This window comes from Bradyrhizobium sp. RDI18 (genome assembly GCF_043203335.1).
GTDB classification, from domain to species: Bacteria; Pseudomonadota; Alphaproteobacteria; order Rhizobiales; family Xanthobacteraceae; genus Bradyrhizobium; species Bradyrhizobium retamae.
Genome location: NZ_JBICRN010000008.1, coordinates 5,563,758 through 5,587,251, shown reverse-complemented (window position 1 = coordinate 5,587,251; position 23,494 = coordinate 5,563,758). Strand labels below are relative to the sequence as shown.

Here is a 23,494-nt window from a genome sequence, read left to right as displayed (position 1 = left end):
ATTCCGGGTTCGCGCTCACGCGCGCCCGGAATGACGGCGCGTCACAACCCCATCTGCCTTGAGGCGAGATCCTTCATGATCTCCTCGGTGCCGCCGCCGATGGCGTTGACCTTGACCTCGCGATAGATGCGCTCGACCTTGACGCCGCGCATGAAGCCGGCACCGCCGAAAATCTGGACAGCCTCGGAGGCGCAGAACGCCATGGTTTGGGTCGCCTGGTTCTTCATCATGCAGATTTCGGCGACCGGGCTCTCGCCCTGTCCGAGCCGCCACGCCAACATTTCCAGCATCGCCTGCGAGGCCGCGACCTTCTGCGCCATGTCGACGATCTTGTGACGGATCACCTGGTGCTGCGCAATCGGCTTGCCGAAGGTCTTGCGCTCCTTGGCATACGCGATCGCCTCCTCGACGCAGACACCGGCATAGGCCGTGCAGCTCGCCGCCATGCCCATGCGCTCGCTGTTGAAATTCTGCATGATGAGCTTGAAGCCCTGCCCCTCCTCGCCGATCAGGTTCTCGGCCGGAACGCGGCACTCGTCGAAATGCAGGGTTGCCGTATCCGACGCCCACCAGCCCATCTTCTTCAGTTTCGTCCGCGACAGGCCGGGCGTATCACCTTCGATCAACAGCAGGCTGACGCCGCTCGGTCCCTCGCCGCCGGTGCGCACGGCGACCGTCAAATAGTCGGCCCGCATGCCCGACGTAATAAAGGTCTTCTCCCCGCTGACGAGATAATGGTCGCCGTCGCGCCGCGCCTTGGTGCGCAGATTGGCGACGTCGGAGCCGCCGCTCGGCTCGGTGATCGCGAGCGCCGAAATCTTCTCGCCCGACAGCACCTGCGGCAACACCCTCGCCTTGACCTCGGGCTGCGCGGCGCGCGCAATCGGCGGCGAGCCGATGGTGTGGCTCATCAGGCTGGAGCTGACCCCGCCCGCACCGGCGCGCGCCAACTCCTGCGACGCCACGATCTTCATGAACTGGTCTGCGGCCACGCCGCCATATTCTTCCGGAAAGCCGAGCCCAAGCAGCCCGATTTCGGACGCCTTGCGATAGAGCTCGCGCGGAAATTCGCCGGCTTCGTCCCATTCATGGGCATAGGGCTCGATCTCTCGCGCCACGAAGCGGCGCATCACGTCGCGGAACGCCTCGTGATCCGCCGTATAGAACGGGCTTTGCACCCTCGTGCGCTCCAGCATGCTTTCCTCCGCAAGGATTACGATGCCCCGATTTGGCCTGCGCAAACTTGCGTTGAGCGGCTGCGGCCTACCTGGCGATGCGGCCAGCCACACAACGCAAGACATTACACCGATATGCCGGCTTCATCAGATAAAACGAGATAAGATCGCCGGTATCGAACGGCGCAAGGCCGCCCTGCCCTGGAGGAAGTATGCCCTCGGTTCGTTATTACGACTGGATCGCCCATTTCGGCCGCCGCACGCCGGATAAGATCGTAGCCATCGACCTCGCCAGTGACCGCCGCCTCTCCTACGCAGAGTTCGATGTCCGCATTTCGCGTCTTGCCACGCATCTGCGCGATGCGCTCGGCGTCAAGCGCGGCGACCGCGTCGCCGTGCTGGCACTGAACACCACCGATACGCTCGAAGTGCAGTTCGCCTGCGGCCGGTTAGGCGCGGTCTTCCTGCCCTTGAATACGCGGCTTACGGTTCCCGAATTGCAGTTCATCGTCGGCGATTCTTCGCCGAAGGTGATGGTCCATGACACGGATCTTGCGGAAGTCGCGCTGACGGTCGCGAAGCTCTGCAACGTTTCATCGGCGCTGCTGCTTGGCCCCGGCGGCTCCTATGAAGCGGCGATCGCGGCATCCAAACCGCTCGACCGGTTCGAAAGCGTCACGCACGACGACATCTCGACCATCATGTACACCTCGGGCACGACGGGCCTGCCCAAGGGCGCGATCATCACCCATGGCATGACGTTCTGGAATTGCGTCAATCTCGGCGGCCCCGCCTATGTCTCGCCGTCGACCGTTCTGCTCACCGTGCTGCCGCTGTTCCATACGGGTGGGCTCAATTGCTATACCAATCCGGTGCTGCATGCCGGCGGCACCGTGCTGATCATGCGCGCGTTCGATCCAGGCCAGGCGCTGCAACTGATCAGCGACCCATCATACGGTATTACGCACTTCTTCGGCGTGCCGGCGATCTATCAGTTCATGGCGCAGCATCCTTCGTTCGCGACGGCCGATTTCAGCCGCCTGGTGATCGGCGGCGTCGGTGGCGCGCCGATGCCGGTGTCGCTCCTGAAAGTGTGGGAAGAGCGCGGCGTCGCCCTGCAGCAGGGCTATGGCATGACCGAGACGTCGCCGGCCGTGCTGGCGCTCGACCGCGAAGACGCCGCGCGCAAGGCCGGCTCGTCCGGCAAGCCGGTGCTGCATACGGAAGTACGGATCGTCCGTCCCGACGGGACGGATGCGGATGTCGGCGAGCTCGGCGAGCTCTGGGTCAGGGGGCCGAACGTCACGCCCGGCTACTGGAACCGGCCGGACGCCAATCAATCATCCTTCACCGACGGCTGGCTGCACACCGGTGACGCCACGCGCGTCGACGAGGAAGGCTTTTACTACATCGTCGACCGCTGGAAGGACATGTACATTTCCGGCGGCGAGAACGTCTATCCGGCCGAAGTCGAGAGCGTGCTGCATCAGCTCGCAGGCATTGCCGAAGCTGCCGTCATCGGCATTCCCAATGAGCAGTGGGGCGAGGTCGGCATGGCGATCGTGGCGGTCAAGCCGGGCCATACGCTGACGCCCGCCGAAATTCACGCCCATTGCGCGGCCAATCTGGCGCGGTTCAAATGTCCCAGGTTGATCGAGTTCGTCGATGCGCTGCCTCGCAACGCGACGGGCAAGATCACAAGCCGACGCTGCGACAGCAGTTCAACGCGCCGAAAGCGACCGACAAGCTGGCTTCGTGACTTTGCCGCGCCCACATCGTCATGCCCCGCGAAATATGGAAAACAAGCCCATGCAAAGTAGCAAGTCGCACCCGGTCCGGCCTTCGGCCGGCCGGATGACAGGCTCCGGCGGGGCATCCAGTAAACACTGGCTGCAGTGATTGAGCCGTAGTGATCGAGCCGTGAAGCCGCGGCGTACTGGATCGTCCGCCCCAGTGCGCAATTGCGAAGGCGGACGATGACGGCGGAACAAATGGAGAGGGTTACCCCGGCAGGAACATCGCGAAGGGTTCTTCCGTCGTTCGCCGCAGATGCTGGCGGTATTGCGCGTAACTGGGGTCATCGGCAGACACGCGGCCAAAGGTCGGGTTCGCGACCATCTTGATCGGCAGATAGGCGATTGGGGCCGCGATGGGCGTCAACAATGAGCCGCGGCCGGCGAGCAGCGTCGTGATGATGCCGTACATCTCGCCCGAAATCGCCAACCGCGCCACCGTGATCAGGCGATGCTGGCCGTGCCGGTTGGTGACCAGGTAGATGTGGCCGGACTGGTTCGGCACCGCCACTTCGCCGAACTGAGTGAACGCCGCGTCCTGCCGTTCGCTCTCATGAAACACCAGGGAAGACGCCGCATCGTCCCATGTAATTTCGGTGCGGTAGGCAAAGATCGCGTCCTTGTCGCCGAACGAAGGACGCACCGTGACATAGGTTCCCTCGATCCAGGCGACCGCACGGCGCGAATAGGCACCCAAGCCATCGGGCGCGACCTCGCCGTTGATGGCTACCACAGGCACTGGCGCCTCCGGCGTCTTGCGCAGGGAAACGCCGAGCGCCTGCTCGAGCCGGACGGTGGTGGCGAGGGTGAACGGGCGGCGGCCACCCAGCACTTTTTCCAGCGTCGAAAGGCTGAGTTTTGCAAGCTCTGCCAGAGACTGCCGGGAGATGCGGCGGCGGGCGATCTCCTCACGAATCGTGTCGGCAATCTGCCGGCTTTGTTCGGCGGAAAGCTGCTTGTCCGGCGCTGGCATCGTCACCCCTGCTTGCCTCCTTTGGCATGATCTTTTTCCGAAAACCGGTACCCACTTTGCTCCAACGCGGCCCTTCGGGTCGGGATCATGCTCAGTGTACCAGACGCACAATCCATCACAAACCCGCACAAAGCCGCCCCGACCGTGGCGTGCCGCGCCGGCCAATGGCCAAACATTGCCGATCGTTCCGCTCGCGCCAAATCGCTGAATTCCACACCCTCTCACGCGGCAAAATCGCCGTTCGGGAGAGAGCGACATGACGACATGCGATGAAATTGAGGCTGACAAACGGAGCGAACAGCCCAGCCTGGTCAGGCTGGTGCTATTCTTTGTGATGCAGGGCGTTGCCGTAATCCTGGTCGGGTTTGCGGCATTATTTTTGAGTTTTGGGCCGGTCTGGTCGGCAGAGCGCCTGCAATCCAATTTCCTCAAGCCGGGCGATGCGCGCGCCGGCTCGCTGCTTCTCAAGATCGACGAGGGATATGCCGACGCTGCGCGGCTCGGCATCGATGTCGATCTCACCGTGTCGGGCCCCACCGTCCGCGCCCGCATCACCCAGGTTTTCCGCAACACTTCGAAAGACTGGGTCGAGGCGATCTATGTCTACCCGCTGCCGGCCGGCGGCGCGGTCGATTCGCTGAAGATGGTGATCGGCGACCGCGTGGTGGTCGGCGACATCAAGGAGCGGCAGCAGGCGAAGACCATCTACGAACAGGCGAAGCAGAACGGGCAGAAAGCGGCGCTGACCGAACAGGAGCGCCCGAACATCTTCACCAACTCGGTCGCCAATATCGGCCCCGGCGAAACCGTGCTGGTGCAGATCGAGTATCAGGAGCCGGTGCAACAATCCGGCGACGCGTTCTCGCTGCGCGTGCCGATGGTGGTGGCCCCGCGCTACAATCCAGCGCCCGTCGTGCAAAGCGTCGATTTCAAGCCGGACGGCGGCGGCTGGGGGGCGACCAAGTCCGATCCGGTTCCGGATCGCGACCGCATCTCGCCCGAAGTGCTCGACCCCGCGACCAACGCGCCGGTCAACCCGACCCGTATCACCGTGCGGCTGCAGGCCGGCTTCCCGCTCGGTGAGATCAAGAGCCACCATCACGCGATCAAGACCGAGAAGCCGGACGCGAATACGAGCATTCTTCGATTGGCCGAAGGCCCGGTGCCGGCGGATCGCGATTTCGAACTGACCTGGAAGCCCGTGGCCGAGACGGCGCCCTCGGTTGGATTGTTCCGCGAGCGTGTCGGCGACAGCGATTACCTGCTCGCCTTCGTCACGCCGCCGTCGGTCGAACAGCAGCAGAAGCCGCTGCCGCGCGAGGTCATCTTCGTGATCGACAATTCCGGTTCGATGGGCGGCGTCTCGATCATCCAGGCCAAAGCGAGCCTCATCTACGCGCTCGGCCGCCTGCAGCCGAACGACCGCTTCAACGTGATCCGCTTCGACCACACCATGGATCTGTTGTTTCCGTCAGCCGCGCCGGCCGACAGCGAGCATATCGGCCGGGCCACCTCTTTCGTCGGCGCACTGCAAGCCAATGGCGGCACCGAAATGGTGCCCGCGATGCGCGCGGCGCTGTCCGACAAGGCCGGCGATGCCAACTACGTCCGTCAGGTCGTATTCCTCACCGACGGCGCCATCGGCAACGAGCAGCAATTGTTCGAAACCATCAGCGCGCTGCGTGGCCGCTCGCGTGTCTTCATGGTCGGCATCGGCTCGGCGCCGAACACCTACCTGATGACGCGCGCCGCCGAACTCGGCCGTGGCACCTTCACCCATATCGGCTCGGTCGAGCAGGTCGAAGAGCGCATGCGCGGGCTGTTCGCCAAGCTGGAGAATCCCGCGGTGACCAATCTGGTCGCAAAATTCTCCGAAACCAGTGCCGACATGACGCCGGCCGCGATTCCCGACGTCTACCGCGACGAGCCACTGGTGCTCGCGGCAAAGCTCGACAAGCTCGCCGGCTCCATCGAGATCAAGGGGCGTATCGGCGACCGCCCCTGGATCGTCACCCTCCCGCTGGCGGATGCGGCTGAAGGCAAGGGGCTCTCGAAACTCTGGGCACGCCGCAAGATCGCGGACGCCGAAGTCGCACGCACCACGCGGCAGGCGACCCCGGAAGATGCGGATAAGACGATTCTGGCGCTGGCGCTCGAGCATCAACTCGTCACACGGCTGACCAGCCTGGTCGCAGTCGACAAGACGCCGAGCCGTCCGCAAGGCGAGCCGCTCAAGGTCTCGGAGCTGCCGATCAACCTGCCGGAGGGTTGGGATTTTGAAAAAGTGTTCGGCGAGCGCCCACGCGCCCCCGCAATGCCGATGGAACGGCGCGCGGATACGGAGGAGGCGCGGGTCCAGATCGCGGCGCTGAAGCGGGCCCAGCCCGTCGCCACCCAAGCGCCCAGCACGGTCACGCTGCCGAGGACGGCGACCGACGCCGAGCTGAAGATGATTGCGGGCGTGATCCTGCTCACGTTCAGCCTGATCGTCTTGGTGTTCAATCGACGTCAGATGTCACTGCGTTGACGTCGGCTGAAAGGAGGAGGGACCCCCGACCTCCTCTTTCCAGAGCGCGCGCGGCTTCCACCCGTCCCCCCAGAGCCGCGCGCGCCGCTTTGTTTCTCAAACAGCCAAGACCGTCATTGCGAGCGCAGCGAAGCAATCCAGTCTTTCATCGTGTGGCGCTATGGATTGCTTCGTCGCTTCTCTCCTCGCAATGACGGCAGAACCAAAATGCTCCGCTTCGTTCTCCCTCTGCTTCTCGCACTCATCGGCCTGATCCTGTTCGGCCAGGGCGCGTACATCCACGCCAAGGCGCTGCTCGCACAGGTCCTGCTGGAGCGCGCCTTCGAGGAAACCATCACAACCGGGCGCGAGACGAAGCCATGGTCGTGGGCCGACACCTGGCCGGTTGCGCGTATCGAGGTGAAGCGGCTCGGTGCCCGCGCCATCGTGCTCGCAGGCAGCAGCGGTCAGGCGCTCGCCTTCGGCCCGGGTCACGTCGAACAGACACCCGACGCAGGCGAACGTGGCGTCGCCGTCTATTCGGCGCATCGCGATACGCATTTTTCCTTCCTGAAGAACGTCATTGTCGGTGACGAAATCGACGTCACAAGACGTGACGGCCGGACGTTCCGCTATCGGGTGGATACGACCTCGGTCGCGCGCTTCGATGCCTCCGGCATTGATCCGCTCGCGGGCGGGCATAAACTGATATTGTCCACCTGCTGGCCGTTGGACGCGCTGACACAGGGGCCAGAGCGCTATCTTGTGCACGCCACGATGATCGGACCCGTATCAGATACGCACTGAATTCTGTGAGCCGGGAAATCTTGCGCGGCGCGAATGGCGCTCATCGCGCAACGCGTGTTGCCACCCTCGCTAGGGCTCAATAAAAAGGTCCTAATCAAAAGAAAATCATGGCAAAACGATCGTTCCCGATCGCCGCGGCCAAGAAACAACCAAGAACAACAGAGTTAGGGATATCCATGGACGCTCAGGCAAGCACCGCATCGCACACGGTCGAAAAATGGTCGCCATCGCCTGACGCCAGCGACATCGTCAAGGGTATCCATGCGATGCTGCACCCGCGCAACATCGTGCTTGTCGGCGCTACCGACAAGCCCGGCAACTATGCCGAGCGCATCTGGAACAATCTGATCAAGTACGGTTACGAAGGCGGACTGTTTCCAGTCAACGCCAAGCGCGAAACGATCTGGGGCGTGCCCTGCTATAAGGATTTTGCAAGCCTGCCCGAAAAGCCCGATCACGTGCTGGTGCTGGTGCCGGCGCGCTTCGCGGTGCAGGTGATCCGCGATGCCGCGGCCGCCGGCGCCCGCTCCGCCACCATCGTTACATCAGGCTTCAGCGAGTTGCAGGACGAGGAAAGCCAGCGGTTGGCGGTTGAATTGAAAGAGGCCGTGCGCGAAACCGGCCTTGCGGTCACCGGGCCGAACTGCCTCGGCAATCTGAGCGCAGGCGAAAAACTGTTCACCAATATCGACGATCGTATCGTCACGATGGAGGCTGGACCGGTAGCGATTGTCGGCCAATCCGGCGCGATCGTGATGGCCATTCGCCAGACGCTCGAAGATCGCGGCGTCGGCGTCGGCTATATGGTGACGACCGGCAACGAGACCGGGCTCGAGACGCCGGACCTGATGGCCTATTTTGCCGCCGATCCCTCGATCCGCGTCATCGTCGTCTATCTCGAAGGTGTCCGGAACACAAAAGTGTTCCGCGAAGCCTGCAAGGCCGCGCGGGCTGCCGGCAAGCCGGTCATCGCGCTCAAGCTTGGCGCCTCCGAAGGCGGCCGCGCCGCCGCGATGGCGCATACCGGCGCGCTCGCCGGCTCGATCGAAACTTTCGATGCGATCTCGACCCGCGAAGGCGTGATCCGCGTCCGCGGATTGGACGAGCTGATCGAGACCACCGAATGTTTCGTCCATGCCGATCCGCCCAAGGGCAACCGGCTCGCCGCGGTATCGCTCTCCGGCGGCAAGCGCGGCCTGTTGATCGACGCGTTCTATTCGGCAGGCATGAATTTCGCCCCGCTCAGCGCGAATGCAACAGAGCAACTGGCGCAAATGCTCGGGCCCGGCAGCATCGTCGGCAATCCGCTCGATGCCGGCTTTGCCGCCGTGGTCGACCCCTCCGTCTACATCAAGTCGATCAAGATCATGATCGACGATCCCGACACCGACATCGTCATCATCGATGCCGAACTGCCGAAGGCGCCGCATGAATTGCGCGAGCGCAACCTGCGCCTCGTCAACGAGATGGCGGGCGCCGCCAACAAGCCCGTGGTCTATATCAGCGCGATGTCGATCGGCTTCACCGAGTTCACCAAGGCCCTGCGCAAGTCGCTGCCGAACGTCGCTGTGATGCAGGGCCTCGACCGTGCGGTCGGCGCGATCAAGTCGCTGATCGAATATGCGTCCTTACGCAAGGAGGTGCCCGATATCGTCTCGAGCTCGAAAGCTTCCGCGCGCGCAATGCTGGAGAAGACGCTCAAGGCCGCCAATGGCGCCGCCGCGCTGGACGAGGTCGCGTCGAAGAAACTGCTAAAGGCCTACGGCATCCCGGTTTCGAAGGAAGAGATTGCGCAGAACGCGGCGGAAGCTGTCAAGATCGCCAAGAAGATCGGCTTCCCCGTGGTGGCTAAGGTGGTCAGCGCCGACATCCTGCATAAGTCCGACATCGGCGGCGTGGTGCTGAACCTCAACAGCGCGGCCGAAGTGAAGAAGGCGTTCAACGACATCACCGCGCGGGTGAAGAAGATCAAGAGCAAGCCGAAGCTCGAGGGCATTCTGATCGCGCAGCAGGTCAAGGCCGATCTCGAACTCGTGGTCGGCGCCTCGCTCGACGCCGAGATGGGTCCCGTGGTGCTGTTCGGCACCGGCGGCGTTGATATCGAACTGATGAAAGACGTCGCGTTGGCCGGTGCACCCTTGGATGAGGCCGAAGCAAAACAGTTGATCGCCAAGACCAAGGCCGGCATCAAGATGAAGGGCTATCGCGGCAAGCCGGCGCTGCACGAGCCTTCCGCCGTGAAGGCGCTGGTCGGCCTGTCGAACCTGATGGCGGATGCCGGCAACCGCATCGCCTCGATCGACGTCAATCCGTTTTTGATCAACAGCAAGGTCGGCGTCGCCGTGGATGGCCTGATCGTGCTCAACAACGCCGCCGCGAATAAGGCAGCGAAGCATTAGGCGGCGGGCTCATTGTCGTCCCTGCGAACGCAGGGACCCATAGCCACCGTCGTCAATTGTTACGAAGACAACTAGCTTCCGTCGTCTTGCCGATGGGCCGCAGCGTATGGGTCCCTGCGTTCGCAGGGACGACATAAACAATTACAACCCCGCGCCCCACTTCTGCGTGGACTGCAAAATCCAGTCCCGATACAGCGTCAGCGGCGTGACGCCGGTCATGCCGCCGCAGCCTGCGCTGCCGTTCGGCCCGGTCGACCAGCTCACCACGCCGATAATGACGGGACCGCTTGGCTTGTCCTCGAACACCGGCGCGCCGGAATCTCCCGTGCAAGCGCCGAGCCCGTCACGCGTGCCCTGTCCCGCCGGATCGACCAGCCTGATCTGCAACGTTCCCGGCCTGCCGGTCGCGACCAGGCTGGCGAGGCGGATGGTGCCGCCGCTCTTGCCGTCGCCGCGGACGGTTACGCCGATGCCCGCGATCGTAAAACGGCTGCCGACGTTGATCGGGATATTCGGCAATCCGAGCGCGGCCGTCGTCTTTCCCTTGGGCGGCGCCGCCAGTTGCAGCAACGCGACGTCGGCTGTCGCACGATGTCCTGATATCGCCTGCATATTGAAGCCAGGATGAATGGCGATGCTCTTCACGTCCTGCAGCGAGGGTTGCCTGTCCGCACCATATTCGACGATCTTGTATTCCGCGCCGGGCTGCACGCAGTGCGCCGCCGTCAACACCAGCCTTGGCGCAATCAAGGCCCCGGTGCAGAAATTACCGCGCGATCCGACGATGGTGATGATGGAGCGGGCCACACCTTCGGTGGACGGCGCACCACCGCCGACAATGGCATGGGCAGGAGCAGAGAGCAGCAGCACCAGGCCGGCAATCATTCGAGACTGGATCTTCATCGGCGCAGCAATAGCTTGTGCGGCGCGCATCGCCAAGCGCGGCGATCGGGCTGGTTCGGGCAATCAATCCGTGTTAGCCGCTCCCCGGAGCGTTACTTCAGGCAGGACATGATGATCGAGGCAGTGATCTGGGATTTCGGCGGGGTGCTCACCACCTCGCCATTCGAGGCGTTCACGCGGTTCGAGACCGAGCGCGGGCTGCCGGCCGATATCATCCGGCGCACCAACGCCGCCAATCATTTGGAAAATGCCTGGGCAAAATTCGAGCGCGCCGAGGTCGATATCGAAGCCTTCGACGAATTGTTTGCGGCCGAATCGCTGGCGCTGGGCGCGGCGGTTCGCGGCAAGGACGTGCTGCCGCTACTGTCCGGCGACCTGCGGCCCGAAATGGTCGAGGCGCTGAAGCGCGTGAAGGCAAAGTTCAAGACCGGCTGCATCACCAACAACCTGCCCGCCAACGCTATCGGCAGCCACAGCGGCCGCACACTCTATGTCGCCGAAGTGATGGCGCTGTTCGACCATGTCATCGAATCCGCGAAAATCGGCCTTCGAAAACCCGACCCGCGCATCTACCGGATGATGGTGGAGACGCTCAAGGTCGATCCCAAGGACTGCGTCTATCTCGACGACCTCGGCGTCAATCTGAAGCCGGCGCGCGAGATGGGGATGACCACGATCAAGGTGGTCAGTGCGGCGCAGGCGATTGACGAGCTGGAAGCGGCGACCGGGCTGGCATTGCGCTAGGCGGAAAATAGCGGAACTGCGCGCTCGTTATGACGAAACGGCGCTTGTCCTTTGCCGTGAACGCAGGCAGAACATTCCGAAATCATCGAATTCGGAGTTGACACCCGGTGGCTGATATCAGGCCTTCGGCCTCGATCGAGGCAGTGGAAAGCGGTCTTGCAGCGCAAGGCTATATTGCGAGCCGCCAGATCGCGACCGCGGTCTATCTGGCGCAGCAGATCGAAAAGCCCATTCTGGTCGAAGGCCCGGCCGGCGTCGGCAAGACCGAGCTCGCAAAGGCGATCGCCGCCTGGCGCGGCATGAAGATGATCCGCCTGCAATGCTATGAGGGGCTCGACGAGGCGAAAGCGCTCTACGAGTGGAAATACGCCAAGCAGCTTCTGTACACGCAGATCCTGAAGGACAAGCTCGGCGAGGTGCTCGGCGGCGCGCCGACGCTGGAAGCGGCGCTGAACCAGCTTCATGATTTCGGCGACGTGTTCTTCTCCAAGGAGTTCGTCGAACCGCGGCCGTTGTTGCAGGCGCTGGAGCAGCCCGCGGGCTGCGTATTGCTGATCGACGAAATCGACAAATCCGACGCCGAATTCGAATCGCTGCTGCTGGAAATCCTCAGCGATTTCCAGGTCACGATCCGGAACTCGGGACGGTGGTCGCGGTCGCGCCGCCGACCGTGATCCTGACCTCGAACAGCGAGCGCGACCTCGGCGACGCGCTGAAGCGGCGCTGTCTGCATCTGCACATCGGCTTTCCCGAGCAGAAGCTGGAGGAGCGGATCGTCGAGAGCCGGGTGCCCGGCATTTCGCAGACGCTGCGCAAGCAAATGGTGAGTTTCATCCACGAGGTCCGCACGCTCGACCTGAAGAAACTGCCGTCTGTGAGCGAAACCATCGACTGGGCGCGCGTGCTGGTACTGCTGCAGGCGCCCGAGCTCGGCCAGGAGATGGTCAAGGACACGCTCAACGTTCTCCTGAAATACGAGGCGGATATCGAGGCCACCGTGCCGCAGGTCTCTACCTTCATCGCCAAGGCCTCGCGTCAAGGCGTCTTCGGGTGACGGACTAATGCGCGAGAACCTGCATCGCTTCTTTCGTGCGGCGCGGGGCGCAGGCGTCAGGCTCTCGCCGGCGGAAAGCATCGATGCAATGCGGGCCGTCTCCAAGGTCGGCTTTACCGACCGCACCATCCTGCGCGACACGTTTCTGCTGACGCTCGCCAAGACGCAGGATGAGAAGAAGGCGCTCGGCGATTGCTTCGATCTGTTCTTCGATCAGCCCGAGCCGCAATCGCCGCCCGAAGACGGCAAGCCGAACGAGCGGGATGCGGACGCATCCAACGCGGCATCCGATTCACCGGGCGAGACAAGCGGCGGCGACGAGCAGACCGAGGGTCTCGGCCAACTCGCGCAAATGCTGCTGGCGCAGGATCGCAACCAGCTTTCGGCTGCGATTGCCAACGCGGCGAGCGCGGCCTCGCTGTCCGACATCCGATATTTCACCCAGCGCGGCATCTTCTCCGGCCGCATTCTCGATCAGATGGGCATCCAGCGCCTGCGCGACGACCTTGATAATCTCGCCGCCACTAACCCGGCACTGGCGGAGCGGCTGACCACTGCGCTGGACGGCCTGCGCGGCACGGTGCGCGACACGGTCTCGCAGGCGCTGATGCTGTACGGCCGCGAGGAAGCGGAAAACCTGCGCAACGAGATCCTGCGCAACGCCCCGCTGTCGCGGATCGAACTGCGGCAGGTCGAACAGATGCGGCATCTGATCCGCCAGATCGCGCGCCGCCTGCGCGAGCGCTATTCCAAGCCGCGCAAGCGCCAGCGCCGCGGCCATCTCGACGTCCGCCGCACCATCCGCCGCAACGCTGCCTGGGGCGGCGTGCCCTTCCTCACCGCGTGGAAGCGGCGGCATCGCGACAAGCCGAAGATCGTGGCGTTGTGCGACGTCTCTGGCTCAGTGGCGCGGGTTTCGGATTTCTTCCTGCTGCTGATCCATAGCCTGCACGAGGTGGTGGACGACGTCCGCTCGTTCGCATTTTCAGGACACCTCATCGAAGTCAGCGACATCCTGGAATCCAAATCGCCGGAAGAAGCGATGGCCGAGATCATGTCCAAGGTAGGTTTCGGCTCCTCTGACTACGGCAGTTCGCTTGCTGACTTTGAGGATGAGTGGATGAGCGCGATCACGCCGCAAACCACCGTGATCGTGCTCGGCGATGCCCGCAGCAACAACCTCGATCCGCGCGCGGATATCCTTCGTCGAATTGCCGAGCGCTCGAAACGGCTGGTGTGGCTCAATCCCGAGGGCCGCATGGCCTGGGGCTGGGGCGATTCCGAAATGCCGCGCTATTCGACCTTTTGCACGGTGGTCCGCCAATGCGCGACCGCCAAGCAGCTTGAACGCGCGGTGTCGGACATCGTGGCGAGCTATCAGTAGCCGCCTTCACGCATCGATCGCTTCCTTGATGCGCTTGCGCGTCAGCGGCAAGTTCCGCAGTCGCTTTCCCGTGGCGTTGGCGATGGCGTTGGCAATCGAGGCCGCCGCCGGGCCCTGCCCGGTTTCGCCGCTGCCGAGGAACGGCTGCCCCGGCCGGTCGATGATGTGAACCTCGATGCTTTCGGGCACTGAATTGAAACGCAGGATCGGATAGGTCTGCCAATCGATGCTGGTGATCCTGGTGTCGTCAAACGTTACGCTTTCATACAGCGTCCAGCTCATGGACTGCACGATGGCGCCTTCGATCTGGTTGATCAATCCGTCCGGATTGACCACCTGGCCGCTATCGACCGCCGCCGCCGCGCGGACCAGGCGCGGGCGACCGGTTTCGCGGTTCACCTCCACTTCGGAAGCGATGGCGCAATAGGCGGCCAGATTCTTGTAGCGCGCAAAGGCAAAGCCGTAACCGCGATCTGGCGGCGGCTTCTGATCAGGTTTCCATCCGAAGGCTTGCGCGGCCCTTTCGATCACGTCGCGGCCGCGCTGATCGTCGAGATGTTTCAATCTGAACTCGACCGGATCGGCGCCGGCGAGAATGGCGAGCTCATCGATGAAGCTCTCGATCGAGAACACATTGTGGTAGGCGCCGAGCGCTCGCATCGCTGAAATCCGCAAAGGCATCGCGGAAATGAAGTGATGCACCACACGCGCATTGGGGAAATTGTAGAACGGGATTGCGTTGCGGTCGCCGCCACCTTCCGGCAGCGGCAACGGCCTGGGAGCCGGCACGGCAAAGGGTTGCGCCATGTGCTGCGCCGCCAGCATCGACCCGGCGCCGCCCGGCCGCATCGAATGCGTATTGCTCCAGACGTCGAAATTCCAGTCGGCAATCCTGCCATTGCCGTCGAGCGAGGCCTTGAGTTTCGTCACCATCGCCGGGCCATAGGGCTCCCAGGCATGCTCCTGTTCGCGCGTCCAGTGCACGCGAACGGGTCGGCCGGGTAACGCACGGGCGATCAACGCGGCGTCGGCCGCGGCATCGTCGGCGCCGTTATGGCCATAGCAGCCCGAGCCTTCGACGTGGATCAGGCGAACGCTGGCTGGCGGCATACGGAGCATTTCGGCGATCCCCTGGCGATCGGGATAGACGCCTTGCGTGTGCGTCCACACCGTCATCACGCCGTCGACGAATTGTGCCACCGCGCAGGACGGCCCAATCGATCCGTGCGCCTGATAGGGCCTCGTGTAAGTCGCCTCGATAGTCTTGTGGGCCGCGACGGCGGCATTGCTGCGCTCAAGGATCGTCGTGTTCTGCGAGGCCAGGCTGGTCAACACGTTAAGCAGATCATCCTGTTTCGGCAGGCGTGCGGTTTCCTTCCATTTGGCGGCAGCGGCAAGCGCGTTCATCGCCTTGATCGACTGGAATTCCTTTTCGGCGACCACGGCCAGGAACTTGCCGTCACGCACGACGTTGACGACGCCCGGCAGCTTCTCGACGGCAGCGGTATCGCATTCGGTCAGTTCCGCGCCGTAGCTCGGCGGCCGCACGACGCGGGCATGCAGCATCCCGGGCAGCCGCATGTCTTGAACATAGGCCTCTCCGCCGGTCACTTTTGCGGGGATGTCGACGCGCGGCACAGGCCGGCCGATCACCTTGAACGTCGCGGGGTCCTTCAGTTTGGAGTTCGGCTGCGCCTGAACATGCAACATTTCCCCTGCGACGAGCTCACCATACGGCAGGCGCTTGCCATCCGGCGCGATCACCGCGCCGTCTGCCGTGCGCAGGCTCTCGGCCGACAGACCAAACCGCCGCGCCGCTTCCGCGATCAGCAGCGCACGGACCTGTGCCGCCGCGTTCTGGATCGCGGTGCCGCTGTCCTTCATGGAGTTGCTGCCGGCGGTATAGCCTTCGTTCGCGGTCAGGCGCGTGTCTGCCGTCGTCACCTTGAGAGAATCAAAGGCGATATCGAGCTCCTCGGCCGCGATCTGCTGAAACGCCGTCTTGAAGCCCTGGCCGAGTTCGGCCTTGCCGGTCAACACCTCGACGCCATTGGCATCGATGCGGATCCACGCGTCGAGATAGGGCGATGATTTCAAGCTGCCGGGCGGGCTCGGCGCGGCAGCCGCGGGCGCGTCTTGTTGCTGTGCCAAGGCACTGCCGAGCGAGAAGCTGACGATCAGCGCGCCGCCGCCTGCCAGCACGCGACGGCGATCGATAATGAGGGCGGCGTTCATCGGGCGCTCCCGTTTGCTGCCGGTGACGCATCCGCAGTGTCCATCAGCCGCGCAGCGCGATGCACCGCACGCAGAATCCGCATGTGGGTGCCGCAGCGGCACAGATGCGGTTCGAGCTCGGCGCGAATTTGTTCGTCGGTCGGTTTCGAATTCTTCTGCAGCAAGGCCTGCGCCCGCATCATCATTCCCGGAATGCAATAGCCGCATTGCGCCGCCTGCTCTTCCATGAACGCCCGCTGGATCGGCGCGGGCTCGGCGATCGTGCCGAGCCCCTCCAGCGTCGTTACCTGCTTGCCTTCGAGCAGCACCATCGGCACGACGCAGGACAGCACCGCCTTGCCGTCCACGATTACCGTGCACGAGCCGCATTGTCCCAACCCGCAGCCGTACTTGGCGGCGTTGAGCTTGAGGTCGTCACGCAGCACGTAGAGCAGCGGCGTATTCGCCTCCGCGTCGACCTGATGCTCGCGGCCGTTGACCTTCAATGTCATCATGGCTTTTCTCGCTGCTGAGGGTCGGCAGGCGCGTTGCGCGGCGCGGGCGAGGTCTGGAGAAATACGGTTTGTGTGCGTCGCGCTTCTGCGATGGTCTTCTTGAGATCGGTCCATGCCGACTGGTCGCTGAACCGTGCCCGCAAGTAGTTCAGCAAGGCCGAAGCCTGTTCGTCATTCATGCTGGCGGCAAAGCCCGGCATGATCGGGCTGCGCTCGCCTTCCACCGCGTCAATGCCTGAAAGGACGACGTTGGCGAGATTGCGCGGATCGGGGCTTGAGATCGCGGTGCTGAGACCGAGATCGACCCCGCCATAAGGAAGCGGCCTGCCGCCCTCGTGGCATGATGCGCAAGCGGCAGTGTAGATCGACGCGCCAGCGGAGTTTGCCTGCGAAGCCGCCCTGGCGCGCGCCAAGGCATCCTCGCTTGATCCCGTGCGGCCAGACGTTGGCGCACCGGATACGCCGGCCATATAGACCGCGATGGCGCGGACATCGCTTGCCGGCACCGAGGACAGGTTGCTGACCACCTTCGCCATCGGCCCGCGCGCGGTGCCGTGATCGGGATGCCAGCCTTCGCGCAAATAGCTGAACAATGCATCGGCGGTCCAGGGCACGGGTGAGCGGGACTGGTCGTTGATCGCATAGGCGTGCCAATCGTCGACATCGCCGCCGGCAAACCGTGCGCTGACGCGCTCCGCGCCCAGCGCATTTCGCGGCGTATGGCAGGCGCCGCAATGGGCGAGCCCTTCGACCAGATAGGCGCCGCGGTTCCACTCGGCGCTCTGCCTGGGATCAGGCTGATAGGTATCGTGGCGAAGGAAAAGCAATTTCCATCCCGCGATGGCGAGCCGCTGGTCGAACGGGAAAGAAAGCTGGTTTTCGCGTGCCGCTGCGCGAACCGGCTGCCGCGTCATCAGGAAGGCATAGAGCGCCCGGTCGTCCTCATCGCTGACGTTGGTGAAGTGGTCGTATGGAAACGTCGGATAAAGGTGCTGACCTTCACGGTTGACGCCGGATCGCATCGCGCGGCGGAATGCTGCTTCCGACCATCGGCCGATTCCTCGTCTCCGGATCCGGCGTGATGTTGGTGGAAAAGATTGTGCCGAACGGGGTCGGCACCGGCAGACCGCCTGCAAAGTTCTTAGCCCCACGCGGCGTATGGCAATCGCTGCAATTGCCGATCGCCGCCAGGTCGCGGCCTCGCTTGACCAGGGCGGCATCGAAGGATTGCGGGTCTGGAGGATCGATTGCCGCGATTGCCGGGCGCCATGCAATGGCAAAGGCTGCGACCGCGGCAGCGATCAGCACGGCGGCAACGATGCCCGCGATGATTCGCGTCGATGCCCGCATGCTCTCGCCTCGGGTTTTTGTTGCTCGGGTTGCCTTCTAACGCAAATCTCCCCGTGTCGTTCGTCCCCGGACGCGCCGATCACCGGCAGTTGACCCCTTGCTGCCGTTGCCGAAACACGCCGCGGGAACATCGAAATCAGGCATAGACTTGCCACGATGTTTTTGGCCTATTGATCCTTCATTCCGCGGCGCCTGCCCCAAAGGCTGGCGCCATACGCCTTCAACCGGACGACCTCACTCCCATGCCTGCCCCTGCAGCCCGGCGCTCTGAATCCGGCAATGCGCCTGACGCGCTGTCCGTCCTGAATTCCGTGTTCGGCCTGCCCGCCTTTCGCGGCGCGCAGGAAGAAATCGTCCGGCACGTGACCGAGGGCGGCAATTGCCTGGTGCTGATGCCGACCGGCGGCGGCAAGTCGCTGTGCTATCAGTTGCCGTCGCTGCTGCGCGAGGGCTGCGGCATCGTGGTGTCACCGCTGATCGCGCTGATGCGCGACCAGGTCGCAGGACTTCTGGAGGCCGGCGTCAACGCGGCCGTGCTGAACTCGACGCTGTCATTCGACGAGGCGTCGGAGGTCGAGCGGCGGCTATTGGCCGGCGACCTCGACCTGCTCTATGTCGCGCCGGAACGGCTCTTGACGCCGCGCTGCCTTTCCCTGCTCGGCCAAGCCAACATCGCGCTGTTTGCGATCGACGAGGCGCATTGCGTGTCGCAATGGGGGCACGATTTCCGTCCCGAATATATCGGCCTGTCCGCGATCGCGGAGCGCTTTCCCGACGTGCCGCGCATTGCGCTGACGGCAACCGCCGATGAGATGACGCGCAAGGAGATCGTGACCCGGCTGGGGCTATCAGGCGCACCGAGCTTCATCTCGAGTTTCGATCGCCCGAACATCCGCTACGAGATCGTCGAGAAGCAGAACGCCCCGGCCCAGCTCAAGGCCTTCATCAGCGAGCGGCACGCGGGTGACGCCGGCATCGTGTACTGCCTGTCGCGCGCCAAGGTCGAGGATACCGCCGAAGCGCTGAGCAAGGCCGGCATTCCGGCCCTGCCCTATCACGCCGGTCTCGACGCCAGCGTTCGTGCCCGCAACCAGGATCGTTTCATCAACGAGGATGGCGTCGTGATCGTCGCCACCATCGCGTTCGGCATGGGGATCGACAAGCCCGACGTGCGTTTCGTGGCGCATCTCGATCTGCCGAAAAGCATCGAGGCCTACTATCAGGAAACCGGCCGCGCCGGGCGCGACGGCAAGCCGTCCAGCGCCTGGATGGCCTATGGCCTGACCGACATCGTGCAGCAGCGCCGCATGATCGATGAATCCACCGGCTCCGATACGTTCAAGCGCGTCTCGATCGGCAAGCTCGACGCGCTGGTTGCGCTGGCGGAAACAGCGGGCTGCCGGCGCAGCCGCCTGCTCGGCTATTTCGGCGAGGAAGCGACCTCCAGCAATTGCGGCAATTGCGACAACTGCCTGTCGCCGCCGCAGCTTCGCGACGGCAAAGTCGCCGCGCAAAAACTGTTGTCCTGCGCCTACCGCACCGGACAACGTTTCGGCGCCATGCACCTGATCGACGTGCTGGTGGGTCGGCTCACCGAGCGCGTCACGCAATTCGGGCATGACAAGTTGTCCGTGTTCGGCATCGGCCGTGAGCTCAACGAGAAGCAATGGCGTGCCGTGATCCGCCAGTTGGTCGCCATGGGCCATCTGCGAGCCGACAGCGAGGCCTTCAACGCGCTGAAGCTGACCGAGAGCGCGCGCGGCGTCCTGAAGGGCGAGACCGAAATCATGCTGCGCGAGGCGGCGCCGGGCACGCGCATTCGCACCAGCCGCGCCAAATCAAGGCGTGGCGATCTCGCGCCACGCGCCGAGGCCAAGCCCGCCGACGCCCCTCTTCAGGCCGCGCTTCGCGCATGGCGCTCGGAGATCGCGCGCCAGCGAAACGTGCCGGCCTATGTCGTGCTGCATGATTCCACGCTCGACGGCATCGCCGCCGCGCGGCCGACGACGCTGAACGCGCTTCGCGATATTCCCGGCATCGGCGACAAGAAGCTCGAACATTACGGCGACGAATTGCTCGCGGTGGTGCGGGCAGCCGACGCGTAAGTCTCGACCTCACCCGTTACGGAAGGTGTAAGCGTATCCGTTGATCGCGGGCGCGCCGCCAAGATGGGCGTAGAGCACCTTCGATCCCTTTGGGAAATAGCCCTTGTTCACGAGGTCGATCATGCCTTGCATGGATTTTCCCTCGTAGACGGGATCGGTGATCATGCCTTCGAGGCGCGCGCAAAGCCGGATGGCCTCCTTGGTCTCTTCCGACGGAACGCCGTAAGCCGGATAGGCGTAGTCCTCGATCAGGACGACATCGTCCTCGACGAGCTCCTTACCCAACTCGACGAGACTTGCGGTATTGCGCGCGATGTCGAGCACCTGGGCCTTGGTCTGGGCCGGGGTGAAGGATGCGTCGATACCAGTCACCTTGCGCGCGCGGCCGTCCTTGGCAAATCCTACCAGCATGCCGGCATGGGTCGAGCCGGTGACCGTGCAGACCACGATGTAATCGAAGCTGAAGCCTAGCTCTTTCTCCTGCGCGCGGACTTCTTCGGCAAAACCGACATAGCCTAGCCCGCCATATTTGTGCACGGAGGCGCCGGCCGGAATCGCATAGGGTTTGCCGCCTTTGGCCTTCACATCCGCGATCGCCTCTTCCCAGCTCTGGCGGATGCCGATGTCGAAACCTTCATCCACCAGCCGCACGTCCGCGCCCATCACGCGGCTGAGCAGGATGTTGCCGACCCGGTCGTAGACCGCGTCCTCATGCGGCACCCAGCTTTCCTGCACCAGGCGGCACTTCATGCCGATCTTGGCCGCTACCGCCGCAACCATGCGGGTGTGGTTGGACTGCACGCCGCCGATCGAGACCAGCGTGTCCGCGTTGGAAGCGATCGCGTCGGGCACGATGTATTCGAGTTTGCGCAGCTTATTGCCGCCGAAGGCCAGCCCCGAATTGCAGTCCTCGCGCTTGGCATAGAGCTCGACCTGGCCGCCGAGATGCTGCGATAGCCGCTCCAGCTTTTCGATGTGGGTAGGCCCGAAGGTGAGCGGATAGCGTTCGAATTTCTCCAACATGGTCATCCCCGTTGATGGTCTGATGTCGGGGGATGTCTCTATCACCACGGTCCAGATAAGTGCTTTCAAAATAGATACGCTGCTAGCGCTATTATTGCATTATTTTTGGATTACGATGCATTATCGACCATCATTCAGTGTAAGCGCGGAATATTCTTCCATGCCAGGCAGACTGGACCGTATCGATCTTAAGATATTGCGATTGCTGCAAAATAGCGGCCGGCTGACCAATGCCGAGCTGGCCGAAACGGCCGGTGTCAGCGCCGCAACCTGTCACCGCCGCACCCAGCGCCTGTTCGACGAGGGGTTCATAGCAGGGGTCAGGGCGATGGTGGCGCCGCGCAAGGTCGGCAAGGGCGCGCTCGTCATGGTCGGCGTCGTGCTCGACCGCTCCACGCCGGAAAGCTTTGCCGCCTTCGAGCGGGCGATCGCGCAACTCAAATTCGTGCTCGATTGCCATCTGGTGGCGGGCGATTTCGACTATTTCCTCAAGATCCGCGTCGGCGACATGGAGGATTTCAACCGCATCCACGGCGAACAGTTGATCGCGCTGCCGGGCGTTCGCCAGACCCGGACCTTCTTCGTCATTAAGGAAGTAGTCGACAACGCGCCGCTCGACTTCTGATGGCCTGAGGTATCACAAAACCGGCGCTATCCTCTTCCGATGTCCAGACTCCGCCGGTCTGGCCAACACGGCGCTCGATGTCGTATCAACCGAACATGACCACGCGCCCTGGCCGTCGGGCTTTCGCCCTTGCCATCCTTCTCACGACAACGCCGGCGCTCGCCTCGGACGAGCCCGATACCATCATCTTCGCACTGATGTCCGGCAAGTGCAGCACGCTGAAGGTTGCCGGACGGGACTTTGCCTGCCGGGCCGTGGCGTTCTTCCAGACCGAGGAAGGGCGCGCCAATTTTACCGTGGCTCTCGACGATCCCAGCGACGGCAGTCACACCATCACGTTCTCCGGTGACAACGGGCGAAGGCCGGAGGCCAACCTGTACGAACTGCCGATTGACCGGATGCTGCTGAAATCCAAGGACAGACCGAAGGCCGACGGGCTACCGATACCATCAGTTGAATTGACGGCCGGCCTCTGCAAGCAGATCGGAAACTTCGTGACGCTCGAAGTCTCCAGCATTTCCTGCACCGCGAGCGACAAGAACGGCAAGACATACGAGCTGCAGTATCAGTCCGACGGCGCGCCGATGGCAGTGCGCCGTATCAAGCGGACGCGCGTTGGCCGTCCCGCGGTGTCGCCGTTTGACGATGTAAAATGAAAGGCCACCGGCGGCAATCCGATGGCGGCCAGTGTCGATCCACGCATGGCTCGCGACGCGCGGGCTTTACCGTGACCTGCTTCGCTCGCGCCCGCTGCGCGTCGGCAGAATGGCGGCTGCGATATCAAACGCGATCGCCCATCTCGGCTTTTCTTCCTCCGCGCCGGGCACGTTGATCTGAACGCCGCCGCCGTCGCTGACGGTATAGGAGGCGGCCAGCACGGCGGCCTCGAGGGCGGCGCCCCGCGAATCGTAGACACCGCCAATCTTGACGTTGTCGGCAAACACCGACCAGCCCAGCGGTGCCTTCACGACTTCGAACACTGATCGCTCCATGAGGCCTCCTGTACGCGTCACCTGTATCGCTTCCGCCCCTCGCCGACGCGACGAATCCTGGCGAAGGAAGCGTGGCGCCGGGACGCTGGCTTGTCGTCCATAGCCTTCGCCCGTCCCTCGGTGGCCCGCAAGCCAGTCAACGAATTCGCCGCCGGTGCCAGCGCGATTTCCTTCCGCACGGCATCTACAATTCGATCGAATTCAACTTCGCTCATCGCACGCTCCATTGCGCCGGGCCGGCATTCAGCCGCCAGGACGGTAAGAGAGGGACCGCGCTGACCACAGATCGCCATGCAAGTTTGTTGTTAGAAGGCTCGCCCGCGGTCGCTTCGATGGCAAAAAGAGGTCGAAATCGGGAAGCGACCGCCTCCCGCCATGCGAAACCGGTGGGCCCGATGCCCCGCCCGGGCCCCCCCTTGGCCCAACTTGCCCCATGCGTGCTAGATTCGGCCACGAATCAGGAGGGTTTGCATGCCGGTAGATAGTGACAGCGCCATTGCGTGGCACCGCGCCCAGCTCAAGAAGCTTCGCGAGACATTGAAGGGCATCGAGACCGCCAGGTTCACGGTCGGCGAGTCGGCACAATCGAGCAGAACCGGCAATACCCAGAAGACCATTGCCGAGCTCGAGCAGAAAATCCGGCAGTCGCAGCACATCATCGCCGCCTATGAGCGGCAGACCCGGCGGCCGCTGGCAACCGACCAGCGAAGCCTCGCCAGCGTGAGCTGGAGCGCCTGGAACGCCCAGACAGCGGCAGCAATTCGCGGTAGGCGTTGAAGGGAGTGGGCGGCCCGCGTTTTCCGGCGAATCCTGGGCTTGGCTCTCGATCCGCCCGGATCGCATATCGGCTAGCACACATATGCGCTCGGCTCGCGGCCAAGCGCTGTCAGGCGTCCGATCGCAATGTCCTGACGACTGGTAGGCAAAAACGG

The 23,494-nt window shown here is 63.5% G+C and carries 18 protein-coding genes and 2 pseudogenes; 11 read left to right on the top strand and 9 right to left on the bottom strand.

All coding sequences use genetic code 11. The features are described 5' to 3' along the window. Positions 1–41 precede the first annotated feature (41 nt). Positions 42–1,196 carry an acyl-CoA dehydrogenase family protein gene (locus ACFXS9_RS36060; protein WP_392697699.1) on the bottom strand — a complete coding sequence of 385 codons (1,155 nt, stop codon included), beginning with the start codon at positions 1,194–1,196 and terminating at the stop codon, positions 42–44. A gap of 191 nt (positions 1,197–1,387) precedes the next feature. Between ACFXS9_RS36060 and ACFXS9_RS36055 the strand changes: the two are divergent. Further along, a pseudogene (locus tag ACFXS9_RS36055) lies at positions 1,388–2,934 on the top strand (long-chain fatty acid--CoA ligase). Between the two features lie 242 nt (positions 2,935–3,176). Here the strand turns inward: ACFXS9_RS36055 and ACFXS9_RS36050 are convergent. Beyond that, positions 3,177–3,941: a multiprotein-bridging factor 1 family protein gene (locus ACFXS9_RS36050; protein ID WP_392697697.1), complete on the bottom strand. Its 765-nt coding sequence runs from the start codon at positions 3,939–3,941 to the stop codon at positions 3,177–3,179. A gap of 256 nt (positions 3,942–4,197) precedes the next feature. Here ACFXS9_RS36050 and ACFXS9_RS36045 point away from each other — a divergent pair, with 256 nt between their 5' ends. The 3 genes from ACFXS9_RS36045 to ACFXS9_RS36035 all read left to right on the top strand — a co-directional run bounded on the left by ACFXS9_RS36045 (position 4,198) and on the right by ACFXS9_RS36035 (position 9,653). Beyond that, positions 4,198–6,468 carry a marine proteobacterial sortase target protein gene (locus ACFXS9_RS36045; protein ID WP_392697694.1) on the top strand — a complete coding sequence of 757 codons (2,271 nt, stop codon included), beginning with the start codon at positions 4,198–4,200 and terminating at the stop codon, positions 6,466–6,468. Positions 6,469–6,675: 207 nt separating this feature from the next. Further along, positions 6,676–7,254, top strand: a complete 579-nt coding sequence (locus tag ACFXS9_RS36040; protein WP_392697691.1) for a class GN sortase — start codon at positions 6,676–6,678, stop codon at positions 7,252–7,254. A 176-nt stretch (positions 7,255–7,430) separates the two neighbouring features. Next, positions 7,431–9,653 (top strand): acetate--CoA ligase family protein, encoded by a 2,223-nt coding sequence (locus ACFXS9_RS36035; protein WP_392697688.1) that lies wholly within the window; start codon positions 7,431–7,433, stop codon positions 9,651–9,653. Positions 9,654–9,794: 141 nt separating this feature from the next. Here the strand turns inward: ACFXS9_RS36035 and ACFXS9_RS36030 are convergent, their stop codons facing one another. Then, the gene (locus ACFXS9_RS36030; protein WP_392697686.1) at positions 9,795–10,556 is read right to left on the bottom strand and encodes a S1 family peptidase; all 762 of its coding nucleotides are present in this window, start codon (positions 10,554–10,556) and stop codon (positions 9,795–9,797) included. Between the two features lie 108 nt (positions 10,557–10,664). Between ACFXS9_RS36030 and ACFXS9_RS36025 the strand changes: the two genes are divergently transcribed. The 3 genes and pseudogenes from ACFXS9_RS36025 to ACFXS9_RS36015 all read left to right on the top strand — a co-directional run bounded on the left by ACFXS9_RS36025 (position 10,665) and on the right by ACFXS9_RS36015 (position 13,738). After that, on the top strand, positions 10,665–11,300 hold the full coding sequence (locus ACFXS9_RS36025) for an HAD-IA family hydrolase (protein ID WP_392697683.1): 636 nt from the start codon (positions 10,665–10,667) through the stop codon (positions 11,298–11,300). A 107-nt stretch (positions 11,301–11,407) separates the two neighbouring features. Next, a pseudogene (locus tag ACFXS9_RS36020) lies at positions 11,408–12,354 on the top strand (AAA family ATPase). A gap of 7 nt (positions 12,355–12,361) precedes the next feature. Further along, on the top strand, positions 12,362–13,738 hold the full coding sequence (locus ACFXS9_RS36015) for a VWA domain-containing protein (protein ID WP_392697680.1): 1,377 nt from the start codon (positions 12,362–12,364) through the stop codon (positions 13,736–13,738). Between the two features lie 6 nt (positions 13,739–13,744). Here the strand turns inward: ACFXS9_RS36015 and ACFXS9_RS36010 are convergent, their stop codons facing one another. The 4 genes from ACFXS9_RS36010 to ACFXS9_RS35995 are packed head-to-tail and all read right to left on the bottom strand — an operon-like array spanning position 13,745 to position 17,817. After that, positions 13,745–15,973, bottom strand: coding sequence for a molybdopterin cofactor-binding domain-containing protein (locus ACFXS9_RS36010; protein ID WP_392697677.1), 2,229 nt, complete (start codon positions 15,971–15,973; stop codon positions 13,745–13,747). Continuing rightward, on the bottom strand, positions 15,970–16,467 hold the full coding sequence (locus ACFXS9_RS36005; protein ID WP_392697674.1) for a (2Fe-2S)-binding protein: 498 nt from the start codon (positions 16,465–16,467) through the stop codon (positions 15,970–15,972). The genes ACFXS9_RS36010 and ACFXS9_RS36005 overlap by 4 nt, the downstream gene beginning before the upstream one ends. Beyond that, positions 16,464–17,489, bottom strand: coding sequence for a c-type cytochrome (locus ACFXS9_RS36000; RefSeq protein ID WP_392697671.1), 1,026 nt, complete (start codon positions 17,487–17,489; stop codon positions 16,464–16,466). The genes ACFXS9_RS36005 and ACFXS9_RS36000 overlap by 4 nt, the downstream gene beginning before the upstream one ends. Beyond that, the gene (locus ACFXS9_RS35995) at positions 17,467–17,817 is read right to left on the bottom strand and encodes a hypothetical protein (RefSeq protein ID WP_392697668.1); all 351 of its coding nucleotides are present in this window, start codon (positions 17,815–17,817) and stop codon (positions 17,467–17,469) included. Before ACFXS9_RS35995 ends, ACFXS9_RS36000 begins: the two co-directional genes overlap by 23 nt. A 242-nt stretch (positions 17,818–18,059) precedes the next feature. On the opposite strand from ACFXS9_RS35995, the gene recQ reads away from it, so the two are divergent. Beyond that, positions 18,060–19,922, top strand: coding sequence for a DNA helicase RecQ (gene recQ, locus ACFXS9_RS35990; RefSeq protein ID WP_392697665.1), 1,863 nt, complete (start codon positions 18,060–18,062; stop codon positions 19,920–19,922). 9 nt (positions 19,923–19,931) lie between these two features. On the opposite strand, the gene ACFXS9_RS35985 is transcribed toward recQ, so the two are convergent. Continuing rightward, a complete protein-coding gene (locus tag ACFXS9_RS35985) occupies positions 19,932–20,945 on the bottom strand; it encodes a 1-aminocyclopropane-1-carboxylate deaminase (RefSeq protein ID WP_392697662.1) in 1,014 nt (337 codons plus the stop codon). 160 nt (positions 20,946–21,105) lie between these two features. Here ACFXS9_RS35985 and ACFXS9_RS35980 point away from each other — a divergent pair, with 160 nt between their 5' ends. Together ACFXS9_RS35980 and ACFXS9_RS35975 are read left to right on the top strand one after the other, a co-directional pair. Continuing rightward, complete coding sequence (locus ACFXS9_RS35980; RefSeq protein ID WP_392700188.1) at positions 21,106–21,570, top strand: Lrp/AsnC family transcriptional regulator; 465 nt, start codon at positions 21,106–21,108, stop codon at positions 21,568–21,570. Positions 21,571–21,665: 95 nt separating this feature from the next. After that, positions 21,666–22,226: a hypothetical protein gene (locus tag ACFXS9_RS35975; protein WP_392697659.1), complete on the top strand. Its 561-nt coding sequence runs from the start codon at positions 21,666–21,668 to the stop codon at positions 22,224–22,226. A 66-nt stretch (positions 22,227–22,292) separates the two neighbouring features. Here ACFXS9_RS35975 and ACFXS9_RS35970 read toward each other — a convergent pair whose 3' ends face one another. Further along, positions 22,293–22,562, bottom strand: a complete 270-nt coding sequence (locus ACFXS9_RS35970) for a hypothetical protein (protein ID WP_156433437.1) — start codon at positions 22,560–22,562, stop codon at positions 22,293–22,295. A gap of 471 nt (positions 22,563–23,033) precedes the next feature. On the opposite strand from ACFXS9_RS35970, the gene ACFXS9_RS35965 reads away from it, so the two are divergent. Further along, positions 23,034–23,339 carry a hypothetical protein gene (locus ACFXS9_RS35965; RefSeq protein ID WP_392697656.1) on the top strand — a complete coding sequence of 102 codons (306 nt, stop codon included), beginning with the start codon at positions 23,034–23,036 and terminating at the stop codon, positions 23,337–23,339. Positions 23,340–23,494: the final 155 nt, after the last annotated feature.